The organism is Streptomyces sp. NPDC055962 (assembly GCF_042270185.1).
Lineage (GTDB): Bacteria > Actinomycetota > Actinomycetes > Streptomycetales > Streptomycetaceae > Streptomyces.
Genome location: NZ_JBHJYN010000023.1, coordinates 26,316 through 48,569, shown reverse-complemented (window position 1 = coordinate 48,569; position 22,254 = coordinate 26,316). Strand labels below are relative to the sequence as shown.

The 22,254-nt window shown below is 74.9% G+C and carries 2 protein-coding genes; both read right to left on the bottom strand.

Going from position 1 to position 22,254, the window contains the following annotated elements:
* Positions 1–16: 16 nt before the first annotated feature.
* Complete coding sequence (locus ACFC51_RS35185; protein WP_376532808.1) at positions 17–7,591, bottom strand: amino acid adenylation domain-containing protein; 7,575 nt, start codon at positions 7,589–7,591, stop codon at positions 17–19.
* Entirely contained in the window at positions 7,588–22,026 is a 14,439-nt protein-coding gene (locus ACFC51_RS35180; protein WP_376532806.1) for an amino acid adenylation domain-containing protein, read from the bottom strand. The genes ACFC51_RS35185 and ACFC51_RS35180 overlap by 4 nt, the downstream gene beginning before the upstream one ends.
* Positions 22,027–22,254 lie beyond the last annotated feature (228 nt).

Here is a 22,254-nt window from a genome sequence, read left to right as displayed (position 1 = left end):
GGACCGGCGCACGGGGTTACCGCCCGGCCGGCGCCCCGCTCGGGGCCGGCAGGAAGCCCGTCCCGTGGAAGTACGTCAGATAGCGGGTCACGACCTCGTCGGTGAGCGGGGGCAGGTGGACTCCCAGAGCCGCGGTGGCCTCCGCCGTACGCCGGGAGTCGAAGCGGCGGCGGTCGTGCGTGCCGGTCCGGGGCCGCCCCGTCTCGCCGAGGAACAACTGCGCGGCGTTGTCGTGCTGTCCCGCGACGAGGTCCTGCCACCGGGACGCGGGGACGGTGCGCAGGTCGTGCCCGAGCCGGCCCGCCACCTCGAAGACGCGTTCCAGGCCGGGCGCGTCCGGGTTGGTGAAGTGGTACGTCTCCACGCCGTCCCGCCCGGTCAGGGCCAGCGCGACGACGGCCGCGCTGACGTGGTCCACGGGCACCCAGTCCGTCGACCCGTACGGCAGGTCGGGCACCGCTCCCGCCTGGAGGCACCCCTTGATGAGCTGCCACAGCAGATCGCGGTCCTGGCAGGCACCGGTGACGGTGTCGCCGCTGATGCGGCCGGGGCGGTGGACGGTCACGGGCAGACCGCGCTCGCGGGCCAGCGCGACCAGCCCTTCGGCGACCCACTTGCTCTGCGCGTACCCGTCCGGAAGGCCGGACGGCGGCCCCGTCGGGCTCTCCTCCGTGAGGGCGGCGTTCCCCGTCCCGCCCTCCGGGGCGTAGACGCCGGTGGTCGAGACGTAGTGCATCCCGGGCGAGGCGGAGTCGGCGAGGAGGCGCAGCAGTTCCTCCGTGCCGGCCACGTTGGGAGCGCGCAGGTCTCCGTACCCGGCCGCGAAGTTGACGTGCGCGCCGTTGTGCAGGACGGGGCCCAGCCGGCGGGCCAGGGCGGCCCGGGTCCCGGGGGACAGTCCCAGCCCGGGGGCGGCGAGGTCGCCGGGGACGGGGTGGATCAGCGCGGCGTACCGGGGGTGCCAGAGGCCGTAGTGCTCCAGGTTGGTCCGCAGCCGGTGGGCCGCGCGCCGCTCGTCCCCGGCCCGTACGAGGCAGTCGACGGGGCCGTCGGTGGTCTCGATGAGATCGCGCAGGAGGAAGGCACCGAGGAAGCCCGAAGCGCCGGTCAGGAAGGGCCGGGTGCCCGGGCGCAGGGTTCTGCGGCCCGCCGGCCCCTCCGGGGCGGCGACGGCGCGGCCCGCACCCGTGATGTCCGCGGGCAGTACGACCTCGGCCGCCAGATCGGGCGTGACGGGGTGGTCCGGGTCCTCATCCCCGGCGGCGCGCCCCAGGAGGCGGTCGACGCCCTCGACGGTCGGTGCGGCGAACAGGGCCCGGAGGCTGAGCCGCCGGCCGCAGCGTTCGTCGATGCGGCGGGCCAGGGTGACGGCGAGCAGGGAGTGGCCGCCGAGCGCGAAGAAGTCGTCCGTGACACCGACCTCGGGCACGCCGAGGGTCCGGGCGAACACCTCGCAGAGGGCGCGTTCACGAGCGGTGCGGGGCGGGCGCCCTCCGGACGGTGCGCCGTGGTCGGGCGCGGGGAGGGCGCGCCGGTCCGTCTTGCCGTTGGGCGTGAGGGGCAGGGCGTCGAGACGTACGCAGGCTGCGGGAACCATGTGGTCGGGCAGGACCGTGGCCAGGTGGGAGCGCGCCTCGGCCTCGGACGGGCCCGTCGCGCCGTCCGCGGGCACCGTGTACGCGACGAGCCGGCGGTCGCCGGGCCGGTCCTCGCGGACGACGGCGCAGGCCGCCGCGACGCCGGGCAGGGCGGTCAGCGCGGCCTCGATCTCCCCGAGTTCGATGCGGAAGCCGCGGAGCTTGACCTGGCCGTCGACGCGGGACACGTAGACGAGCTCTCCGTCCGCGGTCCATCGCACCAGATCCCCCGTGCGGTACATCCGGCCGCCCGCGCGGTCGAAGGGGTCGGCCACGAAGCGGGACGCGGTCAGGGCCGCCCGGCCGTGGTAGCCGCGGGCGACACCCGCTCCGGACACGTACAGTTCGCCGACGACGCCGGGCGGCACGGGTTCCATCCGGTGGTCCAGGACATGGACCCGGGTGCCGTCGACGGGGACCCCGATGGGCACGGTGCGGTCGGGGGCGAGCCGGCCGTCCTCGTGCTGGAAGCCGCTCATGGTGGCGCAGACGGTGGTCTCCGTCGGGCCGTAGGCGTTGACCAGGAACCGGTCCCCCGCCCAGTCGTGCACGAGGCCGGGCGGGCACGCCTCGCCGGCGAGGACCATCGTCGTCCCGGCGGGCAGGGAGTCCTGCGGCATCACCGCGAGGACCGCGGGCGGCAGGGTGAGGTGGGTGACGCCCCGTTCCTCGACCAGGGCCGCGAGGGCGGGGCCGGGGAGCAGGGCGTCCCGTTCGTCGATCTCCAGGCAGGCCCCCGAGAGCAGCCCCATGCACAGCTCCCAGAACGCCGCGTCGAAGCTGACGGAGGCCATGTGCAGGACGTGGCTGCCCGGGGCGACGCGCAGCCGCTCGGTCTGGGTCCTGACCATGGCGCCGACGCCCTGGTGGGTGACCACGACGCCCTTGGGGCGGCCGGTGGAGCCGGACGTGTAGATGACGTACGCCGGGTTCGCCGGGCGAAGTGCGGGGGCGGGCCGGGCCCTCGGGGCCGCCGGGACGGCCCCGAGGTCGCCGACGTGAAGGTGGGGCACCGGGGACACCGGCAGGCGGCGGTGGACGGCGGGCGTCGTGAGCAGCAGGCGCGGCCGGGCGTCGTCGAGCATGTAGGACAGGCGCCGGGCCGGGTAGTCCGGATCGAGCGGCACGTACGCCGCCCCCGCCTTGAGGACGCCGAGGAGGGTCACGACGAGGTCGTGGGTGCGGGGCAGGGCGACGGCCACCCGGTCCTCGGGGCCGATGCCCATCGCCGTGAGGTGGTGGGCGAGGGCGTCGGCGCGGGCGTCGAGTTCGGCGTAGGTGAGTGTCGTGTCGGCGTCACGGACCGCGGGGGCGTCCGGGGTACGCCGTGCCCATGTCGCGAAGAGCGCGGGGACCGTCCCACCGGGCAGGTCCCGGGCGGGCCCGGTGCCCCGTTCGGCAAGGAGGGTGCGCTCGCCGGAAGTGAGGACGTCGTAGGCGCGCAGGGGGCGGCCGGGGTCGGCCGTGACCTCGCCGAGGAGGCGGACGAGCCGGTCGGCGAGGGCGCGGACCGTGGCCGGGTCGAAGAGTTCCGTCGCGTAGTCGAGGGCGGCTCCCATGCCGGCGGGCGTGCCGCTGTCGTCGTACGTCTCGGTGAAGGTGAACGACAGGTCGAACTTGGCGACCCCGGGGTCGAGCGGTACTCCCCGGGCGGTGAGGCCGGGGAGGTCCAGGGGTGCGGCGGGGGTGTGGTTCTGGAGGACGAGCATCGTCTGGAAGAGCGGATGGTGGTTCTGCGAGCGCGGGGGGTTGAGGAGTTCCACCAGGCGCTCGAAGGGCACGTCCTGGTGTGCGTAGGCGGAGAGGTCGAACTCCTTCACCCGGTCGAGTAGTTCGAGGAAGGTCGGGTCTCCGGAGAGGTCCGTGCGGAGCACGAGCGTGTTCACGAAGAGGCCGACGATGTCCGAGGCGGCTTCGTCGGTGCGTCCGGCGACGGCCGTGCCCAGGGGGATGTCGTCGCCGGCGCCGTGGCGGGAGAGCAGGAGTGACAGGGCGGCCTGGAGCACCATGAAGACGCTGCACCCCCGCTCACGGGCGAGTGTGGTGATCCGCCGTGCGGTGTCGGCGTCGAGTGCGAAGTCGTGGGTGGCGCCGAGGTGCCGGGGCACGGCGGGCCGCTGCCGGTCCCACGGCAGGTCGACCATCTGCGGCAGCCCGTCCAGCGCCTTCCTCCAGTGGGCGAGCTGCTGCGACACCAGGCTCTCCGGGTCGTGCTCGTCACCCAGCAGGCGGCGCTGCCAGAGGGTGTGGTCGGCGTAGTCGACGGGGCGTCCGGCCCACACGGGGGCCTCGGCGCGCGTACGGGCGCGGTAGGCGGCGCCGAGGTCGTGGGCGAGCGGTGCCAGCGACGAGCCGTCGGCGGCGATGTGGTGGACGACGAGGGCCAGGACGTGTGCGTCGTCGGCCAGGCGCAGCAGGGTCGCTTCGACCGGGGGACGGCGTTCGATGTCCAGGGGCGCGGTCGCGGCCTCGGCGATCCGGTCGGCGAGCCGGTCCTCGGCGACGCATTCGACGGCGAGCGGGAGGTCGACGTCGTCCGCACCGATGATGTGCTGGACCGGGCCTCCGTCGTGCTCGGGGAAGACGGTGCGCAGGGCGGCGTGCCGTACGACGACGTCGTGGAGCGCCTTGCGCAGGGCCTCGGTGTCGAGCGGCCCGTCCAGGCGTACGACGAAGGGGATGTTGTAGGTGGCGGAGGGGCCCTCCAGCCGGTGGAGGAACCAGAGCCGCTGCTGGGCGTAGGACAGCGGGAGCGCGGCGGGGCGTTCCTGCGGGACGAGCGCGGGGCGGGCGGCACGGTCCGCGTGCGCCAGGGCGGCGGCCAGTGTCGCGACGGTGGGGTTCTCGAAGAGGGTGCGGATCTCGGTCTCGGTGCCCAGGGCGGCCCGGACCCGGCCTGCCAGCCGGGTGGCGGTGAGGGAGTGGCCGCCGAGCGCGAAGAAGCTGTCGTCGACACCGACGCGGGCCACGCCGAGCACCTCCGCGAACAGCCCGGCGAGGATCTCCTCGTACGCGTTGCGCGGCAGCCGGTGCACGGCGGCCGGCGGGGCGGCGGGCGCGGGGAGGGCCGCCCGGTCGAGCTTCCCGTTGGGGGTGAGCGGCAGCGTGTCGAGGGGCTGGACGACGGCCGGCACCATGTAGGCGGGCAGGTGGCGGCCCACGTGGGCCGCGAGCAGGTCGGGGTCGGGGGTGTGCCCGGCGGCGGGGACGACGTACGCGGTGAGGGTGCGTTCACCGGGCAGGTCCTCCCGGACCAGCACGCAGGCGGCGCGCACGGACGGTTCGGCGCGGAGCACCGCCTCGATCTCGGCGGGTTCGATGCGGTGACCGCGGAGCTTGATCTGCTGGTCGGCCCTGGCCACGTGGTGCAGGGTGCCCTCGGCGCTCCGGCGCACGAGGTCTCCGGTGCGGTACATGCGGGCCCCGTCGCCCGCGAAGGGGTCGGCGACGAACCGGGTCGCGGTGAGGCCCGGGCGCCCCAGGTAGCCACGCGCCACTCCGGGGCCCGCGACGTACAGTTCGCCCTCGGCGCCGGGCGGTACGGGCCGCAGTGATCCGTCCAGGACGTAGGCGCGCACGCCGTCGAGCGGCCGCCCGATGGCGGGGACGCCGTCGGGGGTGTCGTCGGGCAGGATGCGGCGGCGGGTGGCGAAGGTGGTGGTCTCCGTCGGGCCGTAGACGTGCAGGAACGCGGTGTCCGGGTGGTCGACGGCCAGGCGCTGGAGCACGCCGGGCGCGGCGGCCTCGCCTCCGGTGGCGGCCAGGCGCAGCTGTCCGAGGGCACCGGGGTCGGTCTCGGCGAAGACGTTGAAGAGGGCAGTCGTCAGGAACGCCCCCGTCACACCGTGCCGGGCCACGAGGTCGCGGAGCGTGGCGGGCTGGAGGGTGCCCTCGGGGGCGACGACCACGCGGCCGCCGTTGAGGAGGGGGGCCCAGATCTCGAAGGTGGAGGCGTCGAAGACGTACGCCGAGTGCATGAGGACGGCGTCGACGGCGCCGCCCTCCCAGGTGCGGTCGGCGGCGAGCGCGGTGATGTCGGCGTGGGTGACGCCGACGCCCTTGGGCAGGCCGGTGGAGCCGGACGTGAACATCACGTACGCGAGCCGGTCCCCGCCCGGGACGGGGGCGGGGACTCCGGGGGCGTCGGGGCCGCCCTTGCGGACCCGTCCGGCGCCGTCGACGCACACCACGGGCACATCGGGGCCGAGCCGGCGCACCCAGGGGTGTGTGCTGGTCGACTCGTCGACGATCAGGACGCGCGGGGTGATCACCTCGGTGACGCGGGCCAGGCGTTCGACGGGCCAGTCCGGGTCGAGAGGCACATAGGCGCCTCCGGCGCGCAGGACGGCCAGCGAGGTGGTGACCAGCGCTGCCGAGCGTCCCACGAGGATGCCGACACCGTCCTCGGCGCCCACTCCCAGACCGGCCAGGGCTCCCGCCGACTCCGCCGCCGCATCGTTCAGCTGGCGGTACGTCAGGACGTCGCGCTCACCGGTCACCGCCACGTCGTCCGGGTGACGTGCGGCATGCAGGGCGACGGCGTCCGGCACGCTCACCTCGGTGGCGGGGCGGGCGAGTCCGGCTCCGGCGCCCTGAGCGATCAGCGCGTCGTGTTCCCCGTCCAGGAGGACGGGGAGGGCATCGGCCCCGCGGTCGAGCCCCTCCGCCATCGCGGTCAGCAGACACTGCATGCGGGCGGCGGTACGGGTCACCTCGTCGCGGCCGAGGACCGCCGCCCGGTAACCGAAGGTGATCCTCAGGGTGTCACCCGGGGCGACGGTGAGGGTGAGCGGGTAGTGGGCCGCGTCCGACCCGCTGAACCCCGTGACGGCGAGCCCCGGCAGCCCCTGCTGCGCGGTGCGCAGGGCCTCGGCGTCCAGGGGGTAGTTCTCGAACACGAGGAGTGTGTCGAAGAGTTCGTCGAGTCCGGTGACGTCGCGTATCTCGGTCAGGCCCACGTACTGGCTGCCGAGGAGCCGGCCCTGCTCCTCCTGGAGCCGGGTCAGGAACGCGGACAGGGTGTCGCCGGGCTCCGGGCGGACCCGTACCGGCACGGTGTTGATGAAGAGGCCGACCATCGACTCGATGCCGGGGATCTCGGGCGGACGGCCGGACACGGTCGTCCCGAACACGGCGTCGGGGCGCCCCGTGAGCCGGGTGAGGAGCAGTCCCCAGGCGCCCTGGACCAGGGTGTTGAGGGTGAGGCGGTGGGCGCGGGCCGTCTCGCGCAGCCTGTGCGTGGTGGCCTCGTCCAGGGTGAGGACGAGGGTTCCGGGCAGCTCGCCGGAGTCCGGCACCTGCGGGCCGCCGTGCCCGGTGAGCCGGGTCGGCGCCTCGATCCCGGCCAGGGCGGTGCGCCAGGCGTCCAGAGCGGCCCCGCGGTCCTGCTGGGCCAGCCAGGCGAGGTAGGTGCGGTAGGGGGCGACGCGCGGCAGGGCGGTGTCGTCCCCGCGGCGTGCGTACAGCTCGAAGAGCTCCCGCACGAGCAGGGGCATCGACCAGCCGTCGAGCAGGATGTGATGGCTCGTCATGACCAGCCGGTGACGCAGCGGCGCGGTGTGCACCAGGGTGAAGCGCATCAGCGGCGGAGCGGTGAGGTCGAAGCGGCGGGTCCGGTCGGCGGCGAGGAACGCGGTGAGCCGCTCCTCCGCCGTGCGCGTGCCCTGCGCCCCGGTCAGGTCCAGCTCCTCCAGCGGCACCGGGACGTGCGCGGCGACGGCCTGCACGGGCTCGTCCAGGCCCTCGTGGAGGAAGCCGACCCGCAGGTTGGCGTGCCTCCGCAGCAGGCCGGCGACGGCGGCCTCCAGCGCGGGGACGTCGACGGTCCCCTCGAGGTCGAAGACGAACTGCGCGGTGTAGACGTCCACGGCACGGGAGTCGTACAGCGCGTGGAAGAGCATGCCTGACTGCAACGGCGTCAGCGGCAGTACGTCCTCCAGCTGGAACCCTGTCACTTGCGTCCACCCCACATGGTCTGAAGTCGGTCGATCTGGGCCTGGTCGAGCGAGACCAGGGGAAGGTCGGAGGGCGTCCAGCCGCCCGAGCCCGGCTGTCCGGTGTGCTCGGCGATGGCGCCGAGGGCCCGGGTGAAGGCGTCGGACAGCGCCTCCACGTCCTCCTCCTTGAGGAGGTCGCTGGGCCAGGTCCAGCGGGTCACCAGGCGTGGCCCGTCCGGGAGGTCCTCGGTGTGCGCGTTGATGTCGAGGACGTGGTGGACGGGCATGTCCGGGTCCTGGCTGCGCGGCCCGCCGCCGTCGAGCACCACGTCCCAGTCGGCGCCCTCCCCCTCCGGCGAAGCCGCGTACCGTCCGAGGTAGTTGAAGCCGATCTGCGGCTCCGGGGTACCGGCGAGCCGGGGCCGGGTGGCGGGGTTGAGGTGCCGCAGCATCCCGTAGCCGACACCGTGGTCGGGGACGGCCCGCAGCTGCTCCTTCACGCGCTTGAGGGCACGCTCGACCAGCTCGGGGCCGAAGACGCGGGGATGGCGCGCGTCGACGGGGCCGGGGTCGATCCGTACGGGGTACAGGCTGGTGAACCAGCCGACCGTGCGGGTCAGGTCGATGTGGTCCGCGAGCTGCTCACGGCCGTGGCCCTCCAGGTCGAGGAGGACCCCGGTGTGGCCCGGCGGGGGTCCGCCGAACGCGGCGGCGCGTTCCGCGCGCCAGGAGCAGACGGCGAGGGCGAGCGCCGTGAGCAGGACGTCGTCCACCCCGGCGTGGAAGGCCGCGGGGACCGTGGTGAGCAACGGTTCCGTCCGGTCCGCGGGCAGGTGCGTGGTCAGGGTGCGCGTCCGGTCCGCGGTGTCCAGGTGCGGGTCGAGGAGCCGGTAGCCCAGCTGCGGGTCCGGTGTCCTCGACACCGCCTCCCACAACGGGAGTTCGGCCTCACGCGCGGCCTCCGTCGCCTGCTCGGACAGGAGCCGTGCCCAGTCCCGGTAGGACGTGGTGACGGCGGACAGGGCGGGGGCTTTCCCGCCGGAGGCCGCAGGAGCGGTGACGGCCCGCCAGGCGGCGGCCAGGTCGTCGGCGAGGACGCGCCAGGAGACCGCGTCGACGGCGAGGTGGTGCACGACGAGCAGCAGCCGCCCGGGGGCGTGCGGGCCGGCGTCGCACCAGACGGCCTCGACGACGTCGCCCTGCGCGGGACGCAGCCGTCTGCGGGCCTCCTCGCCGGCCTCGGTGACCGCGGCGCGCACCTCGTCGGCGCCGAGACCGGCGACGTCGATCCGGGTGAAGCGCCGGCGCGCCGGCACGGTGCCGGGAGGCAGGGCTTCGAGGACGGGTCCGCCGTCCTCCGGGCGGATGACGCGCAGGCGGAGCATGTCGTGGTGGTCGAGGAGGAGTTGGAGTGCGGCGACCAGCGAGTCCTCGTCGGCCCCCGCCGGTGTGCGCAGCACCCCGGACTGGTTGTAGCCGTCCGTGGCGCCGGTACGCTCCAGGAACCACGCGGCGATGGGGGTCGGCGGCATCTCCCCCGTGCCCTGCCCCGCCTGCGGGGCGACGTCCCGGTCGAGCGGGGTGGCGGCGGCAGCGATGGCCTCGGGCGTGCGGTGGACGAAGACGTCGCGCGGGGTGACGCCGAGTCCGGCCTCGCGGACCCGGCTGACCAGCTGGATGGAGAGGATGCTGTCACCGCCGAGGGCGAAGAAGTCGTCGTCGGTGCGCACGACGGGGGCGCGCAGCACCGAGGCGAACACGTCGCGTACGAGGCGTTCCTGCGGGGTGCGCGGCTCCCCGCCCGGCCGGGTGGCGGCAGGGCGCTCCGGGGCGGGCAGGGCGCGGCGGTCGGTCTTGCCGTTCGGTGTCAGCGGCAGCGCGTCGAGGGTGACGAGCACGGCGGGCACCATGTACGGCGGCAGCGCCGAGGCCAGGCGGGCCCGTATCTCGCCGTCGTCGGGAGCCGGGGCTCCGTCCTGCGGGCCGGGGACGGTGTAGGCGACCAGGCGCCGCTCGCCCGGGCGGTCCTCGCGGACGAGGGCGCAGGCGGCGGCGATCCCGTCGAGAGCGGTGAGCGCCGCCTCGATCTCCCCGAGTTCGATACGGAAGCCGTGGAGCTTGACCTGGTCGTCGGCGCGGGAGACGTAGGTGAGCAGGCCGTCGGCGTCCCGTCGCACGAGGTCGCCGGTGCGGTACATGCGGCTGCCGGGAGGCCCGGACGGATCGGCGGTGAACCGGCCGGCCGTCAGACCGGGGCGTCCGAGGTAGCCGCGCGCCAGTCCGTCCCCCGCGAGGTACAGCTCACCGGTGACGCCCGCCGGGACCGGCCGGAGACCGGCGTCCAGGACGTAGGCGCGGGTGTTGTCGACGGGGCGGCCGAGCGGCACGCTCCCCTCCCCCTCGGCGCTCTCCCCGTCACCCGGCCGGTGGTGGTGGGCGGTCGCGTCGACGGTGGCCTCGGTGGGCCCGTACAGGTTGTGCACCTCGACCCGCCAGGCGTCCCCGACGCGCTCCGCCAGGGAGCGGGGCAGGGGCTCACCGCCGCAGAGGACGGCCCGCAGGGCCTCCGGTGCCTCGTCGGCGCGGGTCTCGGTGAGGACGAGCGAGAGGTGCGCGGGCACGAACTGCGCGACGGTGACGCCCGCTTCGCGCATCCGGGCCAGCAGCCCGGCGGGGTCGTGGTTGGCGGACTGGGGCACGGGGCAGGTCGCACCGCCGTGCAGGAGGGGCAGCCAGGTCTCCCAGACCGAGGCGTCGAAGCTCGGCGAGGTGCGGGCGAGGACGCGGTCGTCGTCGGTGAGGCCCAGGTGGTCCGCCATCCACGCCATGTGGTTCGTCAGGGAGCGGTGGGTCACGACGACGCCCTTGGGCCGTCCGGTGGAGCCCGAGGTGTAGATGACGTACGCCGCGTCGCGGGGGTCCGGCGCCGCGTCGGCGGGCGGGGTGCCGCCGGTGGCCCAGGCGGCCCGGTCGTCGATCGGGAGGCACGGGACGGACGGCGCGAGCCGCGCGGCACGGGCCGTGCCATGGGTGAGGAGGAGCGCGGGGCGCGCGTCGTCGAGCATGTACGCGATGCGCGCCGCGGGGTACTCCAGGTCGACGGGGAGGTAGGCGGCGCCCGCCTTGGCCACCGCCAGCATCGCCACGGCCTGGTCCGCGGCGCCTTCCAGAGCGAGGGCGACGAGGTCGCCCCCGCCTATGCCCCGGCCGTGCAGGTGGTGCGCCAGGTCGTCCGAGAGCGTGTCGAGCGCGGCGAAGGTGAGGGTGTGCGCGCCGTCGTGCACGGCAGTCGCCCCGGGGGTCCGGGAGCACTGCGCGCGGAACGCCTCGGGAGCCGTGCGCGCCGGGACGGGCCGGACCGGGCCGTGCGCGGCACGGTCGAGGCTGCGCCGCTCGGCCGCGTCCAGGACGTCGGCGGCGTGGACCCGCTGGCCGGGGTCGGCGGCGAGCGAGGCGAGCAGACGGGTCAGCCGGGCCGCCAGGGTCCGGGCGGTGTCCGGTTCGAAGAGGTCGGTGGAGAACTCCAGGACGCCGTCGAGGCCGGCCGGACCACCCGTGGCGTCGCGCCGCTCGGTGAAGGTGAAGGTGAGGTCGAACTTGCTGATCCCGGTGTGCACGTGTTCTTCCGTCACCGTGAGACCGGGCAGGTCGACGGCGGCGTCCGCCTGGTTCTGGAGCACGAGCATCGTCTGGAAGAGCGGGTGGTGGTCCTGGGCGCGGACGGGGCCGAGCGCGTCCACGAGCCGCTCGAAGGGCACGTCCTGGTGCGCGTAGGCGGCCAGGTCGAACTCCCGGACGCGGTCGACGACCTCGCCGAAGGTGGGATCCCCGGTCAGGTCGGTCCGCAGGACGAGGGTGTTGACGAAGAAGCCCACCAGGTCGTCGAGGGCTTCGTCGGTGCGCCCCGCGACCGCGGTGCCCAGCGGGATGTCGTCGCCGGCGCCGTGGCGGGAGAGGAGCACCGCGAGGGCCGCCTGGAGCACCATGAACAGGCTGCACCCGCGGGCCCGCGTGAGGTCCGTCAGGGCCCGGTGGGTCTCCGCGTCGACGGGGAAGCCGAACGCGTCCCCGCGGTACGCCGTGACGCCGGGGCGGGGCTTGTCGTGGGGCAGGGCGAGCAGGCCGGGGGCGCCGGCCAGCGCGGTGCGCCAGAAGTCGAGCTGACGGGCCGCCTGGCTGGACGGGTCGTCCTCGTCGCCGAGGAGCGCCCGCTGCCACAGCGTGTAGTCGGCGTACTGGACGCCGAGTTCCGTCCAGGGGGGCTCCACGCCCTCGGTCCGTGCCCGGTAGGCCTGGCCGAGGTCGCGGGCGAGCGGCGCGAGCGACCAGCCGTCGCCCGCGATGTGGTGCAGGACGAGCACCAGGACGTGGCTCTCCGGACCGGTGCGCACCAGCCGTGCGCGCACGGGGAGTTCGGTGCTCACGTCGAAGGGGTGCGCCACCTCGGCGGCCAGGACCGCGTCGAGGCGCCCCGGTTCGGCGTCGTACGGCGTGAGGTCGAGGTCGGCGTCCTCGGCACCGAGGACGACCTGGCGCGCCACGCCGTCGGTGTCGGGGAAGACGGTGCGCAGGCTCTCGTGGCGGTCGACGACGTCCGCGAGGGCGCTCTCCAGGGCGTCCACGTCGAGCGGTCCCTCGAGGCGGAGCAGGAGGGGCACGTTGTAGGTGGCGCCGGGCCCTTCGAGCCGGCCGAGGAACCAGAGGCGCTGCTGTGCGAAGGACAGCGGCAGCGGCACGGGGCGGGCCGGGGCCCGCTCCAGGGGTCTCCTGGCCCCTTCCGCACCGTCCAGCGCGGCGGCGAGCGCGGCCGGGGTGGGGTGCTCGAAGACCGCCTTGACCTGGACCTCCACGGCGAGCGCGGTACGGATCCGGGCGGCGAGCCGGGTGGCGAGCAGGGAGTGGCCGCCCAGCGCGAAGAAGTCGTCGTCGACCCCGGCGCCGTCCAGGCCGAGCACGTCGGCGAAGACCGCGCAGAGGATCTCCTCGCGGGCGGTGCGCGCGGCTCGCCCCCGGTCCGGAGCGTGAAGGCCGGGTGCGGGCAGGGCCCGGCGGTCGACCTTGCCGTTGACCGTCAGCGGCAGCGCGTCGAGCGTGACGAAGGCGGAGGGCACCATGTAGGCGGGCAGGGACCGGCCGACCGCCCGGGCGAGCTCGCCCGCGTCGGGGCGCGCGCCGGGCCCGGGGACCACGTACGCGACGAGCCGCCGGTCGCCGGGGACGTCCTCGCGTACGACGACGAAGGAGTCGGCGACGCCGTCGAGGCAGGCCAGCACGGATTCGATCTCGCCCGGTTCGATGCGGTAGCCGCGCAGTTTCACCTGGCCGTCGGCGCGGGAGACGTACGCGATCTGGCCGTCGCCGGTCCAGCGCACGAGGTCGCCGGTGCGGTACATGCGCCCGCCCGCCGGGTCGTACGGATCGGCCACGAAGCGTGTGGCGGTCAGGCCCGGAAGTCCCGTGTATCCGCGTGCCACACCGCGTCCGGCGAGATACAGCTCCCCCACGACGCCCGGCGGAACGGGTCCCAGCGCGTTGTCGAGGACGTACAGGCGCATCCCGTCCAGGGCGCGCCCGATGGGCGGCGGGCCCGGGGGCAGGCCGGGCGTCACGGAGTAGCGGGTGGCGAACGTGGTCGTCTCGGTGGGGCCGTAGACATGGAGGACGCGTACGCCGGGCGCGGTGCCGGCCACCCGCTGCATGGCGTCCGGGGAGGCCAGTTCCCCTCCGGCGCACACGAGGCGGAGGCCGGAGAACGCGCCCGGACCGGTCTCCGCGATCACGTTGAACAGAGCCGTGGTCATGAAGACGGCGGTCACCCCGTGCTCCTGGACGGCGTCGCCGAGGACCCGGGCCTCCAGGACCCCCTCCGGCGCGACGACGATGCGGCCTCCGCGCAGCAGCGGGGCCCAGATCTCGAAGGTGGAGGCGTCGAAGACGTACGCCGAGTGCATGAGGACGGCGTCGGCGGCCCCGTCGTCCCAGGCGGAGTCCGCCGCCAGTGCGACGACGTCGGCGTGCGTGACGCCGACACCCTTGGGGAGGCCGGTGGAGCCGGACGTGGACATCACGTAGGCGAGGGCGGCGGGGCCGGGTACGGCGGCGGGCGCGCCGGGCCGCTCGGGTGCTCCCCGCAGGATCCGGCCGCTCCGGTCGACCGTCACGACCGGTGTCCGGCGGGCGGTCGCGGTCACCCAGGGGGAGGCGAAGGCGTCCTCGTCGACGACGAGGACCCGTACCGACGCGGCCCCGGCGACCTGTTCGAGCCGTTCCTCGGGCCAGCGGGCGTCCAGCGGGACGTAGGCGCCGGCCGCACGGACCGCTCCGAGGGACACCGGCACCAGGGCCGGCGAGCGGCCGATCAGCACGCCGACCCCGTCTTCGGGGGCGAGGCCGAGGCCGGCCAGGGCGCCGGCCAGCTCGCCGGACAGGCGGTCCAGTTCGGCGTAGGTGAGGGTGGTGCCGTCGCCGGTGACGGCCACCGCGTCCGGGGTGCGGAGGGCCTGGGCCGCGAAGAGAACGGGCAGGGTGGCGGACCCGGAACCGGCGGGCAGGGCCCGGCCGGTGCCCCAGCGGTGGACGCCGGTCCGCTCCTCGGGTGTCATCAGGCCGTAGCCCGCGACGGGCAGGCCCGGGTCGTCGGCGACCTGCTCCAGGAGGCGGACGAGACGGGCGGCCAGGGTCTCGACGGTGGTGCGGTCGAAGAGAGCGGTGGCGTACTCGATCCCGGCGTCGAGCCCGCCCCCGGCCTGCTCCTCGGTGAAGGCGAAGGTGAGGTCGAACTTGCTGAGGCCGTTGTGGACGAGCCGGTCCTCGACGGTCAGGCCGGGAAGGTCGGCACGGGCCGTCGCCTGGTTCTGCAGGACCAGCATGGTCTGGAACAGCGGGTGGTGGTTGCGGGCCCGGACGGGGTTGAGGCTCTCGACGAGGCGCTCGAAGGGCACATCCTGGTTCCCGTAGGCCGAGAGGTCGAACTCCCGTACGCGTACGAGAAGTTCACGGAAGGAGGGATTGCCGGAGAGGTCCGTGCGCAGGACGAGCGTGTTGACGAAGAAGCCGACCAGGTCCTCCAGGGCCTCGTCCGAGCGGCCGGCGACCGGGGAGCCGAGCGGGATGTCGTCACCCGCCCCGTGACGGTGCAGGAGAGTGGCCACGGCCGCCTGGAGCACCATGAAGAGGCTGCTGCCCGATTCGCGTGCCAGGTCCAGCAGCCGGGAGTGCAGGGACGCCGGCACCTCGAAGGTGTGGACGGCGCCTCGCGGGTCGGTCGTGACCGGGCGTGGCCGGTCCAGCGGCAGGTCGGTCAGGCCGGGCAGCCCGGCGAGCGCCGTGTGCCAGTGGTCGAGCTGCTGCCGCAGCGCGCTCTCCGGCTCCGCGCCGTCCCCCAGGGCCGTGTGCTGCCACAGGGTGTAGTCGGCGTACTGGACGTCCAGTTCCGCCCAGGAGGGCTCCGCGCCCCCGGTGCGCGCCCGGTAGGCCTCGCCGAGGTCGCGGGCGAGCGGGGCGAGCGACCAGCCGTCGCCCGCGATGTGGTGCAGGACCAGCACCAGGACGTGGTGGCCGGGTGCGGAGCGCAGCAGCGACGCGCGGAGCGGCGGATCCGTGACGACGTCGAACGGCTCGCACACGGCGGCCAGGACGCTCGCCTCCAGGTCGGCGGGGGCTGTGGTCACGAGAGGGAGGAGGGGCGCGGCGGCGTCGACGGGGAGGACCGACTGGTAGGGCACACCGTCCTGTTCGGGGAAGAGGGTGCGGAGCGCCTCGTGCCGTCCGACCACGTCGCGCAGGGCGGCCCGGAGGGCGTCGACGTCCGGTACGCCCTCCAGTTCGAGGACGAGCGGGATGTTGTAGGCGGAGCTCGGGCCCTCCAGCCGGTTGAGGAACCACAGACGCTGCTGCGCGAAGGACAGCGGCAGCCGGTCGGGGCGCCGTACCGCGGGCACCACCGGTGGGCGCGCGCCGCGACGGGTGTCGAGGACGCGGGCCAGTTCCGCCACGGTCGGGTGCTCGAAGAGGGTGCGCACGCCGGTCTCGGCGCCGAGGACGGCGCGGATGCGGCTGACGACGCGCATGGCGAGGAGCGAGTGCCCGCCCAGGTCGAAGAAGCTGTCGTGCGGGCCGACCCGGGGCCGGTCCAGGACGTCGGCGAAGATGCCGGCGAGCAGGTCCTCCTGGAAGGTGCTGCCGCCCCGCCCGGCGGGTGCGCCGGCCCCGGGGCCGGGTTCCGGCAGGGCGCGGCGGTCGGTCTTGCCGTTGGGCAGGAGCGGGAGGTCGTCCAGGACGACGACGGCACCGGGCACCATGTAGTGCGGCAGGGTCTCCGCGAGCTCGTCGCGCAGGGCGGCGGCGCGGGGGGCCGGTTCACCGGCGACGGCGTAGCAGACGAGGTGGGGCCGGCCGGGTATGTCCTCGCGGATCACGGCGCACGCGGCCGTGACACCGGGCCGTGCCAGGAGGGCGGCCTCGACCTCGCCCAGCTCGATGCGGAAACCGCGGAGTTTGACCTGGTCGTCGGCGCGCGCCACGTAGTCGAGCAGACCGTCCCGGTCCACTCGCACGAGGTCGCCCGTCCGGTACATGCGGGCGCCGGTGGCGTCGAACGGGTCGGCGACGAACCGTGCGGCGGTGAGCCCCCTGCGCTCCAGGTAGCCACGGGCGAGGTGGGGGCCCGACAGGTACAGCTCGCCGGTGACGCCGGGCGGAACGGGACGCAGCCTCCCGTCGAGCACGTAGGCGCGCATGGTGTCGACGGCACGGCCGATCGGGACGGTCTCGGACGGCGTCCCGGCGTCCCCGCGAGCGGCCCGGTGGGCGGTCGCGTCGATGGTCGCCTCGGTAGGCCCGTAGAGGTTGTGGACCTCGGTCCCCCACACGCCGGCGACGTCGGCGGCGAGGGTGCGCGGCAGCGGTTCACCGCCGCACAGGACGGCGCGCAGGGCAGGCAGCGGGGCGGCCTTCGCCGCCTCGGCGAGGACGAGGGCCAGGTGCGACGGGACGAACTGGGCGAGCGTCACGCCGTACCGGTTCATCCAGGACACGAGGGCGCGCGCATCCTGGTTGGCGTCGGCCGGCAGCACGCAGACTTCGGCTCCGTTCATCAGGGGCAGCCACAGCTCCCACACGGAGGCGTCGAAGCTGGTGGAGGTACGGGCCAGGACCCGGTCCTGCGGGGTGATGCCGAGGTACCGCGCCATCCAGGCCATGTGACCGGCCAGGGCGGCGTGCGGGACCACCACGCCCTTGGGGCGGCCGGTGGAGCCGGAGGTGTGGATGACGTACGCGGGATCCGCCGGGTGGGGCGTGCCCGGAGCGGGCACGCCGCCCGCGGCACGGACGGACGGATCGTCGAGGGTGAGCCAGGGCAGGTCGCAGGCGGGCAGGTCCCGTCGGACGTCCGTGGTGGTGAGCAGCAGGACGGGCCGGGCGTCCTCGATCATGTGCAGGATGCGGGCCGGCGGGTACTGCGGGTCGACCGGCAGGTAGGCGGCGCCCGCCCGCAGGACGGCGAGCATGGCGACGACGGTGTCCACCGACGGCGGCACGGCGAGGGCCACCCGTTGTTCACGGCCCGCGCCCCGCTCGCGCAGGAGCTGGGCGAGGGCGTCGGCACGGGCGTCGAGCTCGGCGTAGGTGAGATGCGTGTGCGCGTCCCGGACGGCGACCGCGTGGGGGGTGCGTGACGCCCACTCCCGGACCGCTTCGGGGGCGGTGGGGGCGGGGTGGATCCGCTCCGGACCGCGGCCCCGGGCGAGGAGCCGTCGGCGCTCGCCCGGCTGGAGCGGGTCGAGTTCGCCGATGGGACGGTCGGGGTCGGTCACCGCCTGGCTCAGGAGGTGTGCGAAGCGGCCGCACAGGGCACGGGCGGTGGCGGCGTCGAAGAGGTCGGTGGCGTACTCCAGGTAGCCGCCGATGCCTGCGGGGGCGTCGCCCGCGGGATCGGCGTGCCCGGTCGCCTCCGTGGCGGTCCCCGGCCCGGCGGACGCGCCGGGGCCGGTGACCTCGGTGAGCGAGAACGTCAGGTCGAATTTGCTGACGCCGGTGTGCCGGGACCGGTCGTGGACGGTGACGCCGGGCAGGTCGAGCGCCGCCGGCTCCTGGCTCTGGAGGACCAGCATGGTCTGGAACAGCGGGTGGTGGTCGGCCGACCGCTCGGGGTTGAGCGCTTCCACGATCCGTTCGAACGGGAGGTCGCCGTGGCTGAGGGCGGCGATGCCGGACTCCTTCACCCGGTCGAGGAGTTCGCGGAAGGTCGGGTCGCCGGAGACGTCCGTGCGCAGGACGACGGTGTTGACGAAGAACCCGACCAGGTCCTCCAGGGCGTCGTCGGTGCGTCCGGCGACGGCGGTGCCCAGCGGGATGTCGCTGCCCGCGCCGTGCGCCCGCAGCGTCACGGCCAGACCGGCCTGGAGCACCATGAACGGGGTGCAGCCCGTCTCACGCGCCAGCCGTACGAGCGCGGTGTGCGCGGGCGCCGGCAGGTCGAAGGGGACGGTGTCCCCCCGATGGCCGGCCACGGCCGGCCGTGGCCGGTCGAGGGGCAGATCGAGCAGGCCGGGGGCGCCTCGCAGCGCCTCGCGCCAGAAGGTGAGCTGGCGTGCGGCCGGCCCGTCCGGGTCCTCCTCGTCACCGAGCAGCCGGCGCTGCCAGAGCGTGTAGTCGGCGTACTGGACGGGCAATGCGGGCCAGTCGGGCGCGGCCCCGCCCGCGAGCCTGGCCCGGTAGGCCGCGCCGAGGTCACGGCAGAGCGGGGCGAGCGACCAGCCGTCGGCGACGACGTGGTGGAGGACGAGGACGAGGACGTGTCGGGTGCGGCCCAGGCGGAGCAGCCGGGCGCGGACCGCCGTGTCACCGCTGAGATCGAAGGGAACAGCGGCGAGGCGGCGAGCCGTCGCCTCGGCCCAGGCCGTGACCTCCTGGCCGGGGGGTGCGGACTCGACGGGCAGCGGGACGAGTGCTGCGGCGGCGTCCGCGCCGAGGACCACCTGGTGGGCCGCACCGTCGTGTTCGGCGAAGACGGTGCGCAGGCTCTCGTGCCGGGCGACGACATCGGCCAGGGCCCCGCCCAGGGCTTCCGTGTCCAGGGGCCCGTCGAGTTCGAGGACGAGCGGGACGGAGTAGGTGTCGCCCGCGCCCTCGGCCTGGTTGAGGAACCAGAGGCGCTGCTGGGCGAAGGAGAGCGGGACCGCCTCGGGCCGCAGCTGCGGGATGAGTGCGGGCCGGGCCGGCGCGGCGGTGTCGAGGACGGCCGCGAGGGAGGCGACGGTGGGGTGGTCGAAGAGGGTGCGCAGGGTCAGTTCGGCGCCCAGGGCCGCCCGCACCCGTCCGGTGAGGCGGGTGGCGAGCAGGGAGTGGCCGCCCAGCGCGAAGAAGCTGTCGTCGACGCCGATGGCGTCCACGCCCAGCACGTCGGCGAACAGCCCGGCCAGGACCTCTTCGTAGGCGGTGCGCGGGGCTCGGCCCGCGGTGACGGAGGCAGGGGGCGCGGGCAGGGCGCGGCGGTCGACCTTGCCGTTGGTGTTGAGGGGCAGCGCGTCGAGGGCGACGAACGCGGAGGGCACCATGTAGGCGGGAAGGGCGTTCCCGACACGCCGGGCCAGGGCGGAGCCGTCCGGCGCGGTGCCGGAGGCGGGCACGACGTACGCGACGAGCCTCCGGTCCCCGGGGGTGTCCTCGCGGACCAGGACGCAGGCGGCGCGCACGCCGTCGTCGGTGAGCAGGACGTTCTCGATCTCGGCGGGTTCGATGCGGAACCCGCGGAGCTTGACCTGGCCGTCCACGCGCCCGACGTACTCGATGTCGCCCCCGGCGGTCCAGCGCACCAGGTCGCCGGTGCGGTACATGCGGCCGCCGGAGACGTCGTACGGGTCGGCGACGAAGCGGGCGGCGGTCGAGGCGGGGCGGCCCTGGTAGCCGCGGGCGACACCGTGGCCCGCGACGTACAGCTCGCCCACGACGCCGGGCGGGACCAGGGCGAGGGCGCCGTCGAGCACGTACAGGCGCACCCCGTCCAGGGCCCGGCCGATGGGCGGCACGCCTGCCGTGCCGGCCGCCACCGGATGGCGGGTGGCGAACGTCGTCGTCTCCGTGGGGCCGTAGACGTGCAGGACACGGGTGTCCGGCGAGGCGGCGGCCACCCGCTGCATCAGGGTGGACGAGGCGGCCTCGCCCCCGGCGGCGACCAGACGGAGCCCGGAGAAGGCCGCCGGGTCCGTCTCTGCCGCCAGGTTGAAGAGGGCCGTCGTGAGGAACAGGGCCGTCACCCCGTGACGGCCGGTCATCTCCCGGAGGGTCCGCGCCTCCAGGACGCCGCCGGGTGCGACGACCACACGGCCGCCGTTGAGGAGGGGCACCCAGATCTCGAAGGTCGACGCGTCGAAGACGGGGGCCGAGTGCAGCAGGACGGCGTCGGAGACCCCGTCCGCCCAGGTGGTGTCGGCCGCCAGCGCGAGAACATCGGCATGGGTGACGCCGACGCCCTTGGGCAGGCCGGTGGAACCGGAGGTGAACATGACGTAGGCCAGCCGGCCGGCGTGGACCGCGCGCGGTGGCTGTCCCGTGCGCGGCGGAGCGCCGCGCACGATGCCGCCGAGCGGGTCGACGACGACGACCGGCAGGACGGAGGCCGCCTCCGCCACCCAGGGCTGTCCGGCGGTGGCCTCGTCGACCACCAGAGCGCGGACCCGGGCGATGTCCGCGACGCGGTCGAGCCGTTCGGGCGGCCAGGCCGCGTCCATCGGTACGTAGGCGGCGCCCGCCGCGACCGGGCCGAGCGTGGCCGGGACGACGGCCGCCGTGCGGCCCATGAGGACGCCGACGCCGTCCTCGGGGCCGATCCCCCAGCCGGCCAGGGCGCGTGACAAATCCTCGGCCGCGCGGGCCACCTCCCCGTAGGTGAGGGTGACGGTGCCGTCGACGACCGCCGGGGCGTCCGGTGTCCTGCGTGCCCACCCGCTGAAGACCTCGGTCAGGCTCGGCTCCACGGCCCGCGCCGGGAGTCCGGCGCCGCGCCCGCTCAGGAGCAGCGCCTCGGCCTCCTCGTCGTCGAGGAACGGCAGGTCGCGGAGGAGCGTGTCGGAGGCCGCGCCGGACAGGGCCGACAGGAAGGAGACGACGGCCCGCTGGTGCAGCCCGACGTCCTCGGGGCGGTACAGCTGCGCGTCGGTGTCGAAGCCGATCAGCGGCCCGCTGCCCTCGGACCGTTCGGAGAGGAAGAACGAGACGTCGTCGACGGGACCGATGGACAGCACGCGGGACCTGGCGGGGCTGCCGCCGAAGTCGAGATCGTAGTCGTAGCCCATGATGTTGACGACGACGTCGGTCAGGCGCGCCGCACCGTCGACCATGTTCAGTTCGCGGGCCAGTTGTTCGCGGGAGAAGCGGCGGTGGCGCAGGGCTCCTCGCATCTCGTCGGCGACGGCGCGCACGAGGGCGCCGACCGTGGTGTCCTGGGTGATGGTCAGCCGGAGCGGCAGGATGTTGGCGGTCATCCCGACGACGTGCCGCAGCCCCCCGTGACGGCCGTTGGAGGCGATTCCCACGCGCACGTCCTGCGACCCGGTGACCCGGCCCACATAGGCGGCCACCGCACTGACGAGGACGGCGGTCCAGCTGGTGCGGCCTGCGGACGCGAGCTCCCGCAGGCCGTCCAGGACGGCGACGGGCAGGGTCTCCCCGTCGTGCAGCCGGGTGTCGGCCGCGGTGGGTTCGTCCGGCTCCGGGGTGTCGGTCCGCCTGGGGATGAGCGACGTGCCGCCGCGCGCGTCCGCCTCACCGGGGGCACCCGCCGGCCCCCCGGCGGTCAGGTCGGCGAACTTCCCGGTCCAGTAGGCACGGTCGGCCTCCTGGCGTGCCGAGCCGTCGTAGGCGGCCTCGTCGGCTATGAGGTCGCGCAGCGGGGCTGCGGGAAGCTCGGCCGCCGTGAGGTCCTCGCCGCGCACCGCCCGTGCGTAGAGGTCGGCGACGGTGCGGGCGAAGACGGCACCACCGAGGCCGTCGACGGCGATGTGGTGGTAGCGGATGTACCAGTAGCGCAGCCGCTGACCGAGGCGCAGAAGTGCGAAGTGGTGGTGCGGGGCGTCGAGTCTGTCGACGGTCGCCATGTCGTCCGTCATGTAGCGCTCGGCCGCGGTGGCGGGGTCGGCGGCGCCGGACACGTCGACCACGCGGAGCCGGTCGGGTTGTCCGGCTCCGGAGCGCTGGACGACCCGCTGACGAACCGATTCCCCTGTGGTGACGAACTCGAGGTTGAGGCTGTCGCACAGAGTGACCGCACGGCCGAGTGCGGCGGCGAACAAGCCCTCGTCGAGGTCTCCTTGAATCTCGAAGCATTCACCGATGTTGTATTTGGGACTGCCCGGATCGACCAACTGCCCGTACCAGACGCCTTGCTGGGCCGCGGTCAGCCCGAAGAACTCCAGGGGCTCCGCATTCGACGAGGGGGTGTGATTTTCCTGCATGCCGGCGACACCTTTGGGGAGAGATTTCGGGGACGACGAACAAGGCGGGTCGAAAACCGGCCACACCTATGCGCCGGCCGCAGTGCGCGGTCGGCCGACACGAGGGCGGAACTGTCCCGCCGATACCCCCTCGGGCTCCCTCGGGGGCTCGCACCGGGTCGCGGGAACCCGGAATGAGACATGCGCGGCTTCACGTGTCGAGGGCAGACCGGCGGTAGGCCTGCCGCT